Origin of the sequence: Brevibacterium sp. 91QC2O2 (genome assembly GCF_024580695.1) — a bacterium.
Classification (GTDB): Bacteria; Actinomycetota; Actinomycetes; order Actinomycetales; family Brevibacteriaceae; genus Brevibacterium; species Brevibacterium moorei.
In genome coordinates this window covers 24,424-38,332 of record NZ_JANIJY010000004.1, presented here as the reverse complement: position 1 = coordinate 38,332, position 13,909 = coordinate 24,424, and the positions used below count along the sequence as shown (strand labels likewise).

Annotated in this window: 13 protein-coding genes; 9 read left to right on the top strand and 4 right to left on the bottom strand. The window is 67.3% G+C overall.

Features of this window, described 5'->3' with window-relative positions; translation table 11 throughout:
* Window positions 1-2 precede the first annotated feature (2 nt).
* Window positions 3-578, bottom strand: a complete 576-nt coding sequence (gene def / locus NQ036_RS04720) for a peptide deformylase (RefSeq protein ID WP_257049159.1) — start codon at window positions 576-578, stop codon at window positions 3-5.
* Between the two features lie 295 nt (window positions 579-873).
* Between def and cysK the strand changes: the two genes are divergently transcribed.
* The 7 genes from cysK to NQ036_RS04680 all read left to right on the top strand — a co-directional run bounded on the left by cysK (window position 874) and on the right by NQ036_RS04680 (window position 6,925).
* Window positions 874-1,806: a cysteine synthase A gene (cysK, locus tag NQ036_RS04715; RefSeq protein ID WP_257049160.1), complete on the top strand. Its 933-nt coding sequence runs from the start codon at window positions 874-876 to the stop codon at window positions 1,804-1,806.
* A 1-nt stretch (window position 1,807) separates the two neighbouring features.
* Window positions 1,808-2,488, top strand: a complete 681-nt coding sequence (epsC, locus tag NQ036_RS04710) for a serine O-acetyltransferase EpsC (protein ID WP_306439937.1) — start codon at window positions 1,808-1,810, stop codon at window positions 2,486-2,488.
* Between the two features lie 193 nt (window positions 2,489-2,681).
* The gene (locus tag NQ036_RS04700) at window positions 2,682-3,884 is read left to right on the top strand and encodes an LLM class flavin-dependent oxidoreductase (RefSeq protein ID WP_257057347.1); all 1,203 of its coding nucleotides are present in this window, start codon (window positions 2,682-2,684) and stop codon (window positions 3,882-3,884) included.
* Entirely contained in the window at window positions 3,884-4,603 is a 720-nt protein-coding gene (locus NQ036_RS04695; RefSeq protein WP_257057345.1) for an NAD(P)H-dependent oxidoreductase, read from the top strand. The genes NQ036_RS04700 and NQ036_RS04695 overlap by 1 nt, the downstream gene beginning before the upstream one ends.
* Window positions 4,581-5,117 carry a MarR family winged helix-turn-helix transcriptional regulator gene (locus tag NQ036_RS04690; protein ID WP_257057343.1) on the top strand — a complete coding sequence of 179 codons (537 nt, stop codon included), beginning with the start codon at window positions 4,581-4,583 and terminating at the stop codon, window positions 5,115-5,117. Before NQ036_RS04695 ends, NQ036_RS04690 begins: the two co-directional genes overlap by 23 nt.
* Window positions 5,118-5,153: 36 nt before the next feature.
* A complete protein-coding gene (locus NQ036_RS04685) occupies window positions 5,154-6,095 on the top strand; it encodes a 2-hydroxyacid dehydrogenase (RefSeq protein ID WP_257049169.1) in 942 nt (313 codons plus the stop codon).
* A 38-nt stretch (window positions 6,096-6,133) separates the two neighbouring features.
* On the top strand, window positions 6,134-6,925 hold the full coding sequence (locus tag NQ036_RS04680) for a hypothetical protein (RefSeq protein ID WP_257057341.1): 792 nt from the start codon (window positions 6,134-6,136) through the stop codon (window positions 6,923-6,925).
* A 145-nt stretch (window positions 6,926-7,070) separates the two neighbouring features.
* Here the strand turns inward: NQ036_RS04680 and NQ036_RS04675 are convergent, their stop codons facing one another.
* The 3 genes from NQ036_RS04675 to NQ036_RS04665 form a co-directional block, all read right to left on the bottom strand.
* The gene (locus NQ036_RS04675) at window positions 7,071-8,126 is read right to left on the bottom strand and encodes a 2,3-butanediol dehydrogenase (RefSeq protein WP_257049172.1); all 1,056 of its coding nucleotides are present in this window, start codon (window positions 8,124-8,126) and stop codon (window positions 7,071-7,073) included.
* A 286-nt stretch (window positions 8,127-8,412) separates the two neighbouring features.
* Entirely contained in the window at window positions 8,413-9,684 is a 1,272-nt protein-coding gene (locus tag NQ036_RS04670) for an NAD(P)/FAD-dependent oxidoreductase (RefSeq protein WP_257057337.1), read from the bottom strand.
* Window positions 9,665-10,276: a hypothetical protein gene (locus NQ036_RS04665; protein WP_257057334.1), complete on the bottom strand. Its 612-nt coding sequence runs from the start codon at window positions 10,274-10,276 to the stop codon at window positions 9,665-9,667. Before NQ036_RS04665 ends, NQ036_RS04670 begins: the two co-directional genes overlap by 20 nt.
* 79 nt (window positions 10,277-10,355) lie before the next feature.
* Here NQ036_RS04665 and NQ036_RS04660 point away from each other — a divergent pair, with 79 nt between their 5' ends.
* Together NQ036_RS04660 and NQ036_RS04655 are read left to right on the top strand one after the other, a co-directional pair.
* The gene (locus NQ036_RS04660) at window positions 10,356-12,098 is read left to right on the top strand and encodes an ABC transporter ATP-binding protein (RefSeq protein ID WP_257057332.1); all 1,743 of its coding nucleotides are present in this window, start codon (window positions 10,356-10,358) and stop codon (window positions 12,096-12,098) included.
* On the top strand, window positions 12,095-13,909 hold the full coding sequence (locus NQ036_RS04655; RefSeq protein WP_257057329.1) for an ABC transporter ATP-binding protein: 1,815 nt from the start codon (window positions 12,095-12,097) through the stop codon (window positions 13,907-13,909). Before NQ036_RS04660 ends, NQ036_RS04655 begins: the two co-directional genes overlap by 4 nt.

Here is a 13,909-nt window from a genome sequence, read left to right as displayed (position 1 = left end):
GGTCAGTAGCCGAAGGGGTCAGGGTCTACTCCGGGCAGCCAGGTGTTGCCTGGAATGTTGAAGCCCTCGGCCTTCTGCGCGCGCTTCCAGCGCTTCGCCCACTTCTTGTCCAGCCGGTCGACGTAGAGCAGGCCCTGCAGGTGGTCGAACTCGTGCTGCATGATGCGGGCGAACCAGCCCTCCACCGTCAGCGACACCGTCTCGTTGTTCTCGTCCACCCCGGTGATCGTGACCTTGTGGGCCCGTTTGAGGGGGAAGTCCAAGCCGGGCACCGAAAGGCAGCCCTCGGACTCCTCGTCCGGGTCGGGCCGGCCGTCGGGCACCTTGGAGGCGACCAGGATGGGATTGATGAACACGCCCTTGCGGCGGACCTGGGCTGCCTCATCGTCGGCGTCGTAGACGAAGATCTGCTTGCCCACTCCGATCTGCGGGGCAGCGAGGCCCACCCCGTTGGATTTGTCCAGGGTTTCGTACATATCGGCGACCAGCTGCTTGAGCTCGTCGTCGAATTCGGTGACCTTCTCGGCCTTGACGTGCAGGACGGGTTCGCCGTAGACGACGATGGGATGAACTGACATAATCTCCCATTCTAGTGCGCGCCCGGTGAGTGCGATCCAGCACGTGGGACCGCCGCCGGCCGGCACCCGTCCGGAGCAATTCCGGATGGTGACCGAAGATGCACCGCTGCCGGATCTCCGACATAATGGGAAGCGTGACCCCGGCCCCACCGGGGATGAAACAACAGCTGAAGCCATTGGCTGGTGTATGGGCGATGACGCCATGCGCCGTCGTGCATGCCGCGAGCATGTGGGCATTCGGCGCGAACCGGAATCCATCGCCTGGCATACCCAATCCAGAACAAAGGATTCAACAGTGAACATCTACTCCAATGTCACCGAACTCGTCGGCCGCACCCCGCTGGTGAGGCTGAACAGGGCCAGCGAGCGCAGTGGCGCCGAGATCGTCGGCAAGCTCGAATACTACAACCCCGCGAATTCGGTCAAGGACCGGATCGGCGTGGCCATGGTCGACGCTGCCGAGGCCTCCGGTGAGCTGCGCCCCGGCGGCACGATTGTGGAGGCCACCAGCGGCAACACCGGTATCGCCCTGGCGATGGTGGGCGCGGCCCGTGGCTACAAGGTCATCCTGACGATGCCGGAATCGATGTCGAAGGAACGCCGCGCCCTGCTGCGCGCCTTCGGCGCCGAACTGGTGCTCACCCCCAAGGGCGACGGCATGAAGGGCGCGGTCGACAAGGCCGAAGAACTGGGCAAGGCGGACAACGCCGTGCTGGCCCGCCAGTTCGACAATCCCGCGAACCCGGCGATCCACCGCGCCACCACGGCCCAGGAGATCCTGGTCGACACCGAGGGTCAGATCGACATCTTCGTCGCCGGCGTTGGCACTGGCGGCACACTGACCGGTGTGGGCTCCGTGCTCAAGGAGAAGAACCCCGATGTGCGCGTTGTGGCAGTCGAGCCCTCGGCCTCCCCGCTGCTGAGCAAGGGCGAGGCCGGCCCGCACGCGATCCAGGGGATCGGCGCGAACTTCGTCCCCGGCGTGCTGGACACGAACCTGTTCGACGAGGTCGTGGCGATCGACAACGAGGCCGCGCTGGACTCGGCACGCCGCCTGGCCACCGATGAGGGCATCCTGGCCGGCATCTCCGCCGGCGCCGCGGTGCTGGCCGCCGAGGAACTGGGCGCGCGCCCGGAGAACCAGGGCAAGCGGATCGTGGCGATCATCCCCGACTTCGGCGAACGCTACCTGTCGACCCCGCTGTACGCGCAGTACATGGACGACTGAGATGGGCTTCAGGGGAATCATCACCGCGGCGGTGGTCACGTCTGTGGCCGCCGCCGCGGCGTCCGCTCTGCGCAAAGGCCGTCCGGCGGGGGCCTCGGCCCAGGGCTTCCGCGCCCGGCTACGGGAGGACCTGGACACGGTCAAGCGGCGCGATCCGGCCGCGCAGTCGGATTTCGTCACCGTGCTGAGCTATCCGGGGATGCACGCGATCTGGGCGTATCGGGGTCTGCACCGGCTGTGGGCGGTGCCCGGTGGGCGGGTGCCGGCGCGTTTGGGCTCGCAGCTGGTCCGTGCGGTCACCGGGGTGGAGATCCATCCCGGGGCCACGATCGGGCGCAGGTTCTTCATCGATCACGCCGATGGGATCGTGGTCGGGGAGACCGCGGAGATCGGCGATGACGTCATGCTGTACCACCAGGTCACCCTGGGCGGGACCTCGATGGCGAAGGTCAAGCGGCATCCGACCGTGGGCGACGATGTGCTGATCGGGGCCGGGGCGAAGGTGCTGGGCCCGGTGACGATCGGGGCGGGGGCCTCGGTCGGGGCGAATGCCGTGGTGATCAAGGACGTGCCCGCCGATGCGATCGCCGTGGGCATCCCCGCGGTCATCAAGCATCCGCACGGGGTGGCCGAACCCCACGGCGGCAAGTGGGAGCTGACGGACCCCGCGATCTGGATCTAGTGCGATCTCGATCGAGTGTGGTCGGACCAGGTGGAACGGCCCGAGTGCCACTGCACAAATCCCCACATGTGCGCGGGGAGTGTCCCCACATGTGCGTAGGGAGTGCGGAATCGCGGGGAATAGACCTCGGGGTGCGCATGTTAAAGTTTTAACAAACAAGTTGAAGCCTTAACTAGCACTCGAGGGGCACGTCATGGAGTTCGGCATCTTCACCATCGGCGACGTCACGGTCGATCCGCACACCGGCCGGGCGCCGAGCGAACACGAGCGGATCAAGAACACCGTTGAAATCGCCAAGCACGCCGATGCGGCCGGGCTGGACGTTTTCGCCACGGGGCAGCACCACAACCCGCCCTTCGCGGCACCCGGCAACCCGCCGGTCCTACTGTCCTATCTGGCCGCGCAGACCGCACAGATCCGTCTGAGCACCGCGACGACGCTGATCACCACGATGGATCCGGTGCGCCTGGCCGAGGACTACTCCTACGCCCAGCACCTGGCCGATGGTCGCATCGACCTGATGCTGGGCCGCGGCAACACCGGACCCGTCTACCCCTGGTTCGGCCGAGACATCCGCCAGGGCATCGACCTGGCAGTGGAGAACTACAACCTGCTCCACCGTCTGTGGCACGAGAAGAACGTCGACTGGGAGGGTCGTTTCCGCACGCCGCTGCAGTCCTTCACCGCGACGCCCCGGCCGCTGGACGATGTGGTGCCCTTCGTCTGGCACGGCTCCATCCGCAGCCCCGAAATAGCCGAACAGGCCGCCTACTACGGAGACGGCTTCTTCCACAACAACATCTTCTGGCCCATCCACCACACCGCCTGGATGGTCAACCTGTACCGCCAGCGCTACGCCTATTACGGTCACGGTACCGCCGAGCAGGCATTCGTCGGCCTGGGCGGACAGGTGTTCATGCGGAAGAACTCGCAGGCCGCCGTCGACGAATTCCGTCCCTACTTCGACATCGCACCCGTCTACGGCCACGGGCCCAGCCTCGAGGACTTCACGGAACAGACGCCGCTGACCGTCGGCAGCCCGCAGCAGATCATCGAACGCTATGCCTCCTTCCGCGACTGGGCCGGGGACTACCAGCGCCAGCTGTTCCTCATCGACCACGCCGGCCTGCCGCAGAAGACCGTGTTGGAACAGATCGACATCCTGGCGGAGGAGGTCGTCCCCGCCCTGCGCAAGGAATTCGCCGCGCGCCACGATCCGGCCGTACCTGAGGCTCCGACGCACGAGTTCCTTCTTGCGCGCCACCTGGCGGGCGAGGATCCGGTGCCCGGCGGAAGTGCCGATTCGCAGGCCGCACAGGACCGGGCCGCGCGAGCCGCCCGCACGGCGGACAAAGCGGCTGAGACCTCGGCCATGGACGGACAGGGGGAGAAGTGATGCGGGTCCTCGCGATCTCCGGTGGGATGTCCGCCGAATCCTCGACGGGGAAGCTGACCGACCGGCTGCTGGCGGAACTCGCGCAGTCGGCGGAGGCATCGACGAGCGGGCGGGGAGTGTTCGGCGGCGTCGAACCCATCATCGGCGAGCGGCTCGACCTGCGCCCGCTGGGCCACGACCTGGTCAACATGGTCACCACCGGCATGGCGTCACCGGCGCTGGAGGCTGCGCTCGACCGGGTGTCGGCCGCCGATGGCCTGATCCTGGCCGCACCCGTCTACAACGCGGCACCGGTCGGGCTGTTCACCCTATTCCTGCAGCTGTTGCCCCAGCGCGCACTGGCGGGCAAGCCGGTGCTGCTGGCCGGTACGGGCGGCAGCGTGCGCCACAGCATGGTGTTCGACGGACAGGTGCGCCCGCTCATCGCCTATCTCAAGGGCCTGGCCCTGCCGACCGTCGTGTTCGCCGCGACCGAGGACTGGGGCGCGCCAGAATCGCGGTCCGGTCTGAGCCACCGGGTGCAGTCTGCGGCCGGGGAACTGCGCGCGGCGCTGGAAGCCGGTGGCAGAGTGCCGACCGAGCCAATCGATGGGGTCGGCCGCGTTGCGCCTGCCTCGCGCGTCAGTCGCACCGGCGGTTTCGGGCGGCAGCCCGGCGCTCTGGTCGACGAATTCGATCCCATGGAGGTGACCCCCTTTGAACAACTCCTCAACGGATAGTTCCCAGCCCGCAGCTTCACCGGCAGAGTCCATCCGTCCGCTGTCGGGGTCCATCGGCCCCTTGGCCGGCAACCTGCTGCGCGATCCCACGATGGACGCCTGGGGAGCCTGGTTCGTCACGGCGGCGCGCCTGCAGACGGAATTGGACGCCAGACTCAAACGCGATGCGGGGATCTCGCTGGTCGATTTCAATATGCTCATGGCCCTGGCCGAGGCGCCGGCCCACACCCTGCGGATGAGCGAACTGGCCTCGGCCATCGCCTTCTCCGCACCGCGCCTGAACTACCGCGTGGCCCAGGCCGTCGAAGCCGGCTGGGTGCTCAAAACCGCCTGCGCCGAGGATAAACGCGCCCACAATGTGACACTGCGCCAGCCGGGGATGGAGGTCTTCGTGCGCGCCGGCCGGATGCACCGCGAACAGATCCGGCAGGTCTTCGATCCGGTCCTGCACCCCGGCGACGCCGAGGTCCTGGTCCGGGTCAGCCGGGAAGTCGAGGGCCGGCTGGGGCGCTAGATCCGGGCCGCTGACCTGGGGCAGTAGGATGTGGCCATGACCACTTTGGATATCACGACGATCGCATTTCCCACCGAGGCGCTGAGGGACCGGATAGCCGAACTGGTGCCGGCATCCGATCGAGAGGACCTCGACCTGGTCGTCTGGTCGGCCGAGGAACCCGATGCGGATCCGCAGACTCTCGACGCAGTGGTGCTGAACTATCTGAGTGCACCGGCCACGGTGGCGCGCCTGGCCGAGGCCCCGAATCTCAAACTGCTCCAGGTCCAGACCACCGGCTACGATGTCGTCACCGGATATCTCGACGAACTGGCGGTGGCCTCGGGTGCAGGTGCCCATGCCGATGCCACGGCGGAACTGGCCGTCGGTTTGGCCCTGGCCCGGCTGCGCGGGATCGACGATGCCGCGCGCGATATGCTCACGGGTTCGTGGAACCACAGCCAGCATCGCTCCCTGGTCGACAGGAAGACCATGATCATCGGCGTGGGAGGGATCGGCGAGGGGATCCGCGCCCGCCTGGAGCCCTTCGGCGTCGACATCACGCGAGTCGGCACGCGCGCCCGGACCGATGAACACGGTCCCATCCACGCGACCGCGGAACTCCCGGAGCTGCTGCCGGACACCGAGATCGTCATCCTCATCACGCCACTGACGGACTCGACCCGGCACCTGGTGGACAAGGACTTCCTGTCCCGGCTGCCCGATGGCGCGCTCATCGTCAATGTGGCCCGCGGCCAGGTCGTCGACACGGATGCGCTGGTGGCCGAACTGGAATCCGGACGCCTGCAAGCCGCTCTGGACGTCGTCGATCCGGAACCCCTGCCGGCCGACCACCCGCTGTGGAAGACGCCGAACACTCTGGTGGTGCCCCATCTGGGCGGCAACACCGACGCGTTCACCCCGCGCATCGAGAAGATCCTGGCCGAACAGGTCCGCCGGATCCAGCGCGGGGACGAGCTGCTCAATCAGGTGAACTGAGCGATACAAGCGGATACGACGATCGAGAGGACACGACGATGACCGAGACCGAAAAGCCCCAGGCCTTCAATCTGTACTTCGGCGATGTGCCCGACCGCCCGGCGGATGCCAGGGAAGTCGGCTGGATCGGCACCGAGGGCCCCGGTATCGCGGCGGCTCAGTGGCCCCGCGGCCCGCTGACCGGGCTGCCCATGCTGCACGCCTTCACCCTGGAACTGCCCGAGGCCTACCGGCGCAAGGGCGCCGACTATCCCGCCATCGCATTCTTCCAGGGCGAGGGCCAATTCGCCGAGGAGCCCGAACCCGGGCCCAGCGCGGATTCCGAGGACCCCTTCCTGCAGGATTGGGCCCAGGCGGTCGAACACCCGATGCTGGCCCGCCGTGAGGACATCATCGACGGCCAGTTCGCGTTGATCTGGTTGACGGCCGAAGAATTCGCGGCCGGTCCGAGCGCCCCGCCGCAGGACACGCGGCGTTCCGGTGAGCACGGGCCCGAGGACGAGGGCCCCAATGCCTGGGACACGCACGTCGACCTGGCGCCGGTGTTCATCGCCGGGCGCGAGGACCCGAACGCCGGTCTGGCGCCCAATGAGTTGGGCGAGGGTGGCTACCTGGACATGTGGGACGAATCGGCCGGCGCCGTGCACGGTTGGGTCGACCAGCTGGGCTCAAGTGACCACCTGGGTGGGACCTCGCTGCCGGTGCAGGGGATGCCGGAGGGCCTGAGCCCCTGGTATGTGGAGTTCAACGAGTTCGGGGGACTGAACTTCGGCGGGGGATCGGCGCAGCTGGATCTGGAGACCGAGACCTTCGACTGGGCCTGCGACTGAAACCCACAGTGGCTCCACAAATGCACGTGTGGCCCGATAACTCATGAGTTATCGGGCCACACGTGCATTTGTGGAGCCACAGATAAGGCGCGGGCACTTACCCAAGGGGCTCACGACTGGCGAGAGCCACAGGTAAGGCGCGGGGTCAGGCCTTCGGGTCGACCAGGATCTTCACGGCGGTGTCCGCGTGGTTGATCAGGGTGTCGAAGCCCTTGTCGACGACTTCGTCGATCTTGATCCGGCCGGTGATGAACGGGGCCAGCTTGATGGCGCCGGACTCGACCAGCTTGATGGTGTCGGGGTGGTTGGACACGTAGCCGATGGTGCCGCGCAGGTCGATCTCACGGGTGACCAGGGCATGCATGTCCAGTTCGGCCTTCTTGCCCCAGATGGCCTCCATGACGATGACGCCACCGGGGCGCACAACGTTGAGCAGGGCGTTGATCGTGGCGTTGACACCGGCGGCGTCGAAGCCCACGTCGGCTCCCTTGCCACCGGTGATCTCGGTGACGCGTGCGGCCAGATCCTCCTGGCTGGGGTCGACCACGTAGTCGGCCAGATCCTTGACCTTGGCCTTGCGGGCCTCGGCGAGTTCGGACACGATGACGGTCACGCCGATGCCCTTGAGGACTGCGGTGGTCAGCTGGCCGATGGGGCCGGCGCCGGAGACGATCGCGGTTTCCCCGGCCTTGACACCCGAACGCTGCACGGCGTGGTAGGCGACGGTCAGCGGTTCGATGAGTGCGGCCTCGTCCAGCGGGACGGACTTGTCGATCTTGTGGATCCAGCGCTGTTCGACGACGGCGAACTTGGTCATGCCGCCGGAGCCGGCCAGGCCGATGAAGCCCATCTCATTGCACAGGTGGTAGTCGCCGCGCTCGCACTGCGGGCAGTGACCACACACGTAGTAGGGCTCGACGACGACGTGGTCGCCGACCTCGAGGCCCTCGGTGCCCTCGCCGAGTTCGGAGATGACGCCGGAGAATTCGTGGCCCATGGTGATGGGGGCCTTCTCGCCGGACAGCGAATGAGGCGTGTCCTGGGTCGGGGTGAAGATCGGGCCGTCCAGGTATTCGTGCAGATCGGAACCGCAGATGCCGCAGTATGCGACCTCGATCTTGGCGGTGCCGGGGCGGACCTGGGGCTCGTCGATGTCTTCGACGCGGATGTCGTGGTTGTCGTAGAAGCGCAGTGCGCGCATGTCAATCTCCTCGATTTCGAGGGTTCTGGTCCGGACCCTCTGTTTTCAGGCAGTCGAGCGCTCCCGGCGGTAACCGTGTGCGCGCTCTCATGACCAACACTGTTCACACTAATAAGTCACGGCTAATAAGTAAACGCCTAACTGATGTATTCCTCTGTGATCTTCGTCTGCTAATCAAACGTTCACTCTGAATTCAGCACAGCGGGCAGGGGCGGGCACGGGAGTGGAATCGCCGATTTGCCCCGGCCGGGGCAAACGGGATAGGGGTCCTGTTAGAACTCTCCTGTTAGAACTCGATGGCCCTGGCCAGTTCCGCATCGCCCAGGTGCTCCGCCTCCGTGCGGCGGATCAGCTCCTTGGCCTTATCGGTGGAGTCCCAGACGTTCCACAGCAGGACGCCGCGGACCTGGTCGTTCGCATCCAGGTAGTACACGGTGCCCTGGGTGAAATCGTCCTTGAGGTTCTCCACGGTGCGCAGCCGCGCATCCAGGTCGCCCACGGCCTCGTAGCCGTAGTCGAACAGATCGGACCAGAAGATCGGCGTGTAGTCGTAGACGTGGCGCTCGGTCGCCCGGCGGGCGGCGACCATATTGCGCCCGGCGATCCGCCCCGAATTCTCCGCCTGGTCCACGTGTTCCGCGCGGCGCCGCCCCAGCAGTGAATCGTAATAGTTCGCCACGTCACCGGCCGCGTAGACATCCGTCGTGTTCGTCTCCAGGCGTTGGTCGACGACAATCCCGTCGTCCACGGTGATGCCGGCCCGTTCGGCCAGCGAGTCGTTCGGACTCACGCCGAGGCCCAGCACCACCGCATCGCCGGTGAAGGTCTTCCCGTCGACGGATGTGACCGTCACGGTCCCGCCCTCGGCATCGGGGACGATGGTATCCACCCGGGTGCTGCCCACCACGTCGACGCCGCGGTCGACGAAGGTCTTGGTCACGGCGGCGGCCAGGTCCTCGGGGAACATGGCCTGCTGGATCAGCTCTGTGGGCATCACCAAGGTCACGTGTATATCGTTTTGCGCCAGGGCCGAGGCGATCTCCCCGCCGATGTACCCTCCGCCGACCACGATCACATGGGAGCCGGGGCCGGCCAGGCGGCGCAGCCTGCGGTAGGTCTCCACCGTGCGGTAGTAGATGATGCGCTCGCTGCCGGGGGCCTGCGCGTCGGCGGGCGACTCGGAGCCCAGCCGGTTGGGGGCGGCGCCAGTGGCCAGCAGGAGTTGCGAATAGGCCACGGTGGCGCCTGTCGAGGTGGTCAGCGTGTGGTCGCCAGGGTCCAGCGAGGTGACCGTTGTATCGGTCAACAGCGTGACATCTGTTTCGTTCGGATCGAGCAGCCAGCCGGCGCCGGGGACCGCCTTGGGATCGAGCCACAGGGTCTTGGACAGATCAGGCCGGTAGTAGGGACCGTCGGGATCGGCTCCGAAGACGGCGATCGTGCCATCCGGGTCGTCGGCGCGGATCGCCTTGGCCGCCGAGGCCGCAGCCACGCCTGCCCCCACGATCACATAGTCGTATTCCTGGTCGTACTCACGTTCATCGTCCTGTTCCGTCATGACCTACCTCCGTTGAGTTCGCTTCTTCGGACAGTCGGTGTCGCCGATCGTCCTCTTCTTCAGGCATAACACGATCAGCGCGTGCCGTGTTCCGAAGGTTCGTCCCGGGCGCGGATGTCGGCCGGGACGCTGCGGTTCGCTTTGCCCTGCGCCATTGCAGATAGAACACCCAGCCGGTGATGAGGATGAATCCGCTGCAGGACATGAGGATCTGCTCCAGTCCGACTGCGTCGGGATCCGGGTCGTGATGGACGATCAGTCCCGTGTCCAGCAGGGGCCGCCCCGTGCCCTTCTCGAACCACCAACTCCCCATGAAAGCCAGGTAATAGAGCCAGCAGACCACGAACTGGACCACCATCTGGGCCGGGCCGGAGGGCCGTTCGAGCTTCCGCGGATCCAGGCCCTGGGAGCGCGCTCCGCTGTTGAAGGCGAGGGCCACGATCATCAGCAGGACCACGGGGACGATGGACCACAGCCGGAGCCCGATGGCCGCGGCCAGAACGGATACCAGCCCCATCGTGATCATGGCCAGTCGGTATCCCAGCCGGTACCCCCGCAGCAGCGCGTCCTCGTCCATGACGTCGGTGTCCATAACCCCACCCTGCCGGGCGATACCGGAAGACGCAAGGCCCCTGGAATCGGGTGCCGGAACTGATATAAGCTGAAAGGCTATGCGTGCAATCCTCCGGTTCTGGCCCGACATCAGAGAACGCCTCTGGGTCTACGGTGTCATCATCTTCCTCAGCCTGTTCGCCAACGGGCTGCAATTGGTCGTCCCGCTGCTCACCGGCCGCATCATCGACGGACCGATCGCCCACCACGACCCGGCCGGTCTGGTGGTGCCCGTTCTGGTGATCTGCGGCCTCGGCGTGCTCGAAGCCGCGGCGCTGTTCGGCCGCCGCTATCTGGCGGCCCCTGTCACCTCGTTCTGGGAAGTGCTGTGGCGCGGCCGGCTGTACGACAAACTGCAGTACGTCCAGGTCGCCACCCACGATGCCTGGGACTCCGGACAGCTGCTGTCCCGCGGGGTTCAGGACCTCTCCCAGATGCGCCGCTTCTTCGCCTTCGGGGCCCCGTTCCTGCTGGTCAACCCGGTCATCATCGTGGCCGGCGCGATCATCCTGACCGTCATGCAGCCGCTGTTCGGACTGATCTTCCTGGTCATGGCCGTGCCCACGGTGGCGATCGTCGCCGTGTTCGAACGCAAGTACCGCCTGGCCGCGCGCGCCGCCCAGGACCAGATGGGGGCCATCACCACCAATGTCGAGGAATCCATCCAGGGCATCCGCATCATTCGCGCCTTCGGCCGCACCCCGTGGATCCGCGGCCGGTTCCGCGAACTCTCCGGCGGCCTGGCCCGCCTGGAAGTCCGCAAGGCCCGCCTGGATTCCTGGCTGTGGGGCACGCTGATGATGCTGCCGACCATCGCGCAGGCCGCAATCGTGGGTCTGGGCGCCTGGGGCGTGGTCCACGGCTGGATGAGCGTGGGAACGGTGGTCGCCGCGGTAACGGTGACGATGATTCTGCGGATCCCCATCGAGATGTTCGGCTTCCTGCTCTCCGACGCCCTCATGGCCGCCACCGCAGCCGCCCGCTACTGGGAGGTGATGGACCTGCCGCTGGGCATCACCGACACCTCCGGCGACGTCGCCGACGACCCCGTCCCGGTCCTGGACCCGGCAGGCGTGCGCGGGGAACTGCGCTTCGAGCACGTCGGCTTCCGCTTCGCCGACGCGGACACCCCACTGTTGGACGGCCTCGACCTCACCGTGCAGCCGGGGGAGACCCTGGCGATCGTCGGGGCGACCGGATCGGGCAAGTCCACCCTGGCCGCCCTGGTGCCGCGCCTGGCCGATGTCACCTCCGGCCGGCTGAGCATCGACGGGACGGATGTCCGCGAGCTGCCCCTGACCGAGCTGCGCCGTCTGGTGTCCGTGGCCTTCGAGGACCCCATCCTGTTCTCCTCCAGCGTCCGCGACAACGTAGCCCTCGGCGTGCCGCACGCCACCGACGCCGAGGTCCGCCGCGCCCTGGACATCGCCCAGGCCGCCGATTTCGTCGCGGCCCTGCCCGAGGGTCTGGACACCCAGGTGGGGGAGCAGGGCCTGGCCCTGTCCGGTGGCCAGCGCCAACGCCTCGCCCTGGCCCGTGCCATCCTTGGCACCCCGCGCATCCTGGTGCTCGACGACCCGCTGTCAGCCGTGGACGTCGACACCGAGGACCGGGTCCAGCGCCGCCTGCGCGAAGTCCTGCCCGATTCCACCACCCTCGTGATCGCCCACCGGCCGTCCACCGCCGCGCTCGCCGACCGGGTGGCCGTGCTCCACGGCGGTGGCATCGCCGCCCTGGGCACGCACGAAGAACTCCTGGAGACCTCGACCATGTACCGCGATCTGATGGGGGCGCACGTATGAGCGCGCCCGCGAACCAGAAATCCGCAACCGCCGTGGACGAACTCGACCAGTTGCCACCGGGCGTGGCCCGCAGCGCCCGGCGCCTGCTCATGAGCCTGGTGCGACCCCGGCTGCTCAGCGTCATCGTCCTGGTACTGCTCATCGTCTTGACCAGTGCCGGCGCGGTGATCGGACCGGTGTTCGTCCAGCGCGCCCTGGACGACGGCCTGCCGGCGGCCCAGGCCGGTGACTTCGCGCCCCTGGCTTGGGCGATCGGTGCCTTTATGGCCTCGGCCTTGGTCGCCGGGGTCTGTTCCTGGGCATCGGTGCGGCTGATGGGCAAAACCGCCCAGCGGATCCTGTTCGATCTGCGCGGGCGCCTGTTCAAGCACGTGCAGCGACTGGACCTGGGGTATCACGAGAAGTCCACCTCGGGTCGGCTGGTCGCCCGGCAGACCTCGGATATGGAATCGGTGCAGGAGTTCCTGTCCTTCGCGCTCATCGACACGGCGCTGGGACTACTGCAGATGGCCGCGATCGCGGTGCTGCTGGTGTTCTTGGACGTGCCGATGGCCCTGATCGCCTTCGCCGGGTTCATCCCGCTGTTCTTCGTCACCGTCTACGCCGCCCGGACCCAGCGCGGGGCCTACCGGCGCACCCGTACGTGGATCGGCAAGTCGATCGTGCACTTCACGGAGACAATGGGCGGGATCCGCGCGGTGCAGGCCTTCCGCCGGCAGCCCGCCGGACGGGAGCGCCTGCACCAGAGCGACGACGCCTACCGGCAGGCCAACCGCGATGCGCTGACCGGCGTGGCCTGGTTCGCCGGCTGGACGCGGCTGATTGGCAATCTGACCCAGGTCGCCATCATCCTCGCCGGCGCCTATCTGGTGATGACCGGACACACGCAGATCGGCGTGCTCACAGCATTCATCCTGTACCTGCGCCGCTTCTACGGCCCGCTGGACGAACTGGTCAACTCCTTCAACCTGTATCAGTCAGCCTCGGCGGCGCTGGAGAAGATCACGGCGATCCTCGACACCGAACCCGCCATCGAGGACCCCGCCGCGGCCCGCGCCCTGCCCACCGGAGCCGGCGGGCGCGAGCTGAGCTTCGAGCGCGTGCGCTTCGCCTACGAGGACGGCCCGGACATCCTGCCCGACTTCGACCTGGAGGTCCGCGCCGGCCAGACCGTCGCGCTGGTCGGCACCACGGGCGCCGGCAAATCGACCCTGGTCAAACTGGCCACCCGGTTCTACGATCCGCTGGCGGGAAGCGTCCGGTTGGACGGAGTGGATCTGCGCGAGATCGACGATGCCGCGCTGCGCCGGGCGATCGTCATGGTCACCCAGGAGTCCTTCCTGTTCTCCGGCACGATCGCCGACAACATCCGCATCGGCAACCCCGAGGCCACAGGTGAGCAGGTGCGCGCGGCGGCCCGGGCAGTCGGTTTGGACCGGTTCATCGCGCGATTGCCCGGGGGCTACGGGACCGATGTGAAGAAGCGCGGCGGCCGGCTCAGCTCGGGGCAGCGCCAGCTGGTGTCCTTCGCCCGCGTGTTCCTGGCCGATCCGGGCGTGATCGTGCTCGACGAGGCCACTGCCCACTTGGACATCCCCTCGGAGCGGGCGGTGCAGCAGGCCCTGGAGACCGTGCTGCGCGGGCGCACCGCGATCATCATCGCCCACCGCCTGTCAACGGTGGAGATCGCCGATCGGGTACTGGTGATGGAACACGGGCGGATCGTCGAGGACGGCACCCCGCAACGGCTGCTGGCAGACGGTGGCCGGTTCGCGCACCTGCACGCGGCGTGGGAGGAGTCCCTGGCCTGA

Coding starts and splice junctions, on each gene's coding strand:
- def (WP_257049159.1), bottom strand. CDS start 578: ATGTCAGTTCATCCCATCGTCGTCTACGGCGAACCCGTCCTGCACGTC.
- epsC (WP_306439937.1), top strand. CDS start 1,808: ATGGGCTTCAGGGGAATCATCACCGCGGCGGTGGTCACGTCTGTGGCC.
- NQ036_RS04700 (WP_257057347.1), top strand. CDS start 2,682: ATGGAGTTCGGCATCTTCACCATCGGCGACGTCACGGTCGATCCGCAC.
- NQ036_RS04695 (WP_257057345.1), top strand. CDS start 3,884: ATGCGGGTCCTCGCGATCTCCGGTGGGATGTCCGCCGAATCCTCGACG.
- NQ036_RS04685 (WP_257049169.1), top strand. CDS start 5,154: ATGACCACTTTGGATATCACGACGATCGCATTTCCCACCGAGGCGCTG.
- NQ036_RS04680 (WP_257057341.1), top strand. CDS start 6,134: ATGACCGAGACCGAAAAGCCCCAGGCCTTCAATCTGTACTTCGGCGAT.
- NQ036_RS04675 (WP_257049172.1), bottom strand. CDS start 8,126: ATGCGCGCACTGCGCTTCTACGACAACCACGACATCCGCGTCGAAGAC.
- NQ036_RS04670 (WP_257057337.1), bottom strand. CDS start 9,684: ATGACGGAACAGGACGATGAACGTGAGTACGACCAGGAATACGACTAT.
- NQ036_RS04665 (WP_257057334.1), bottom strand. CDS start 10,276: ATGGACACCGACGTCATGGACGAGGACGCGCTGCTGCGGGGGTACCGG.
- NQ036_RS04660 (WP_257057332.1), top strand. CDS start 10,356: ATGCGTGCAATCCTCCGGTTCTGGCCCGACATCAGAGAACGCCTCTGG.
- NQ036_RS04655 (WP_257057329.1), top strand. CDS start 12,095: ATGAGCGCGCCCGCGAACCAGAAATCCGCAACCGCCGTGGACGAACTC.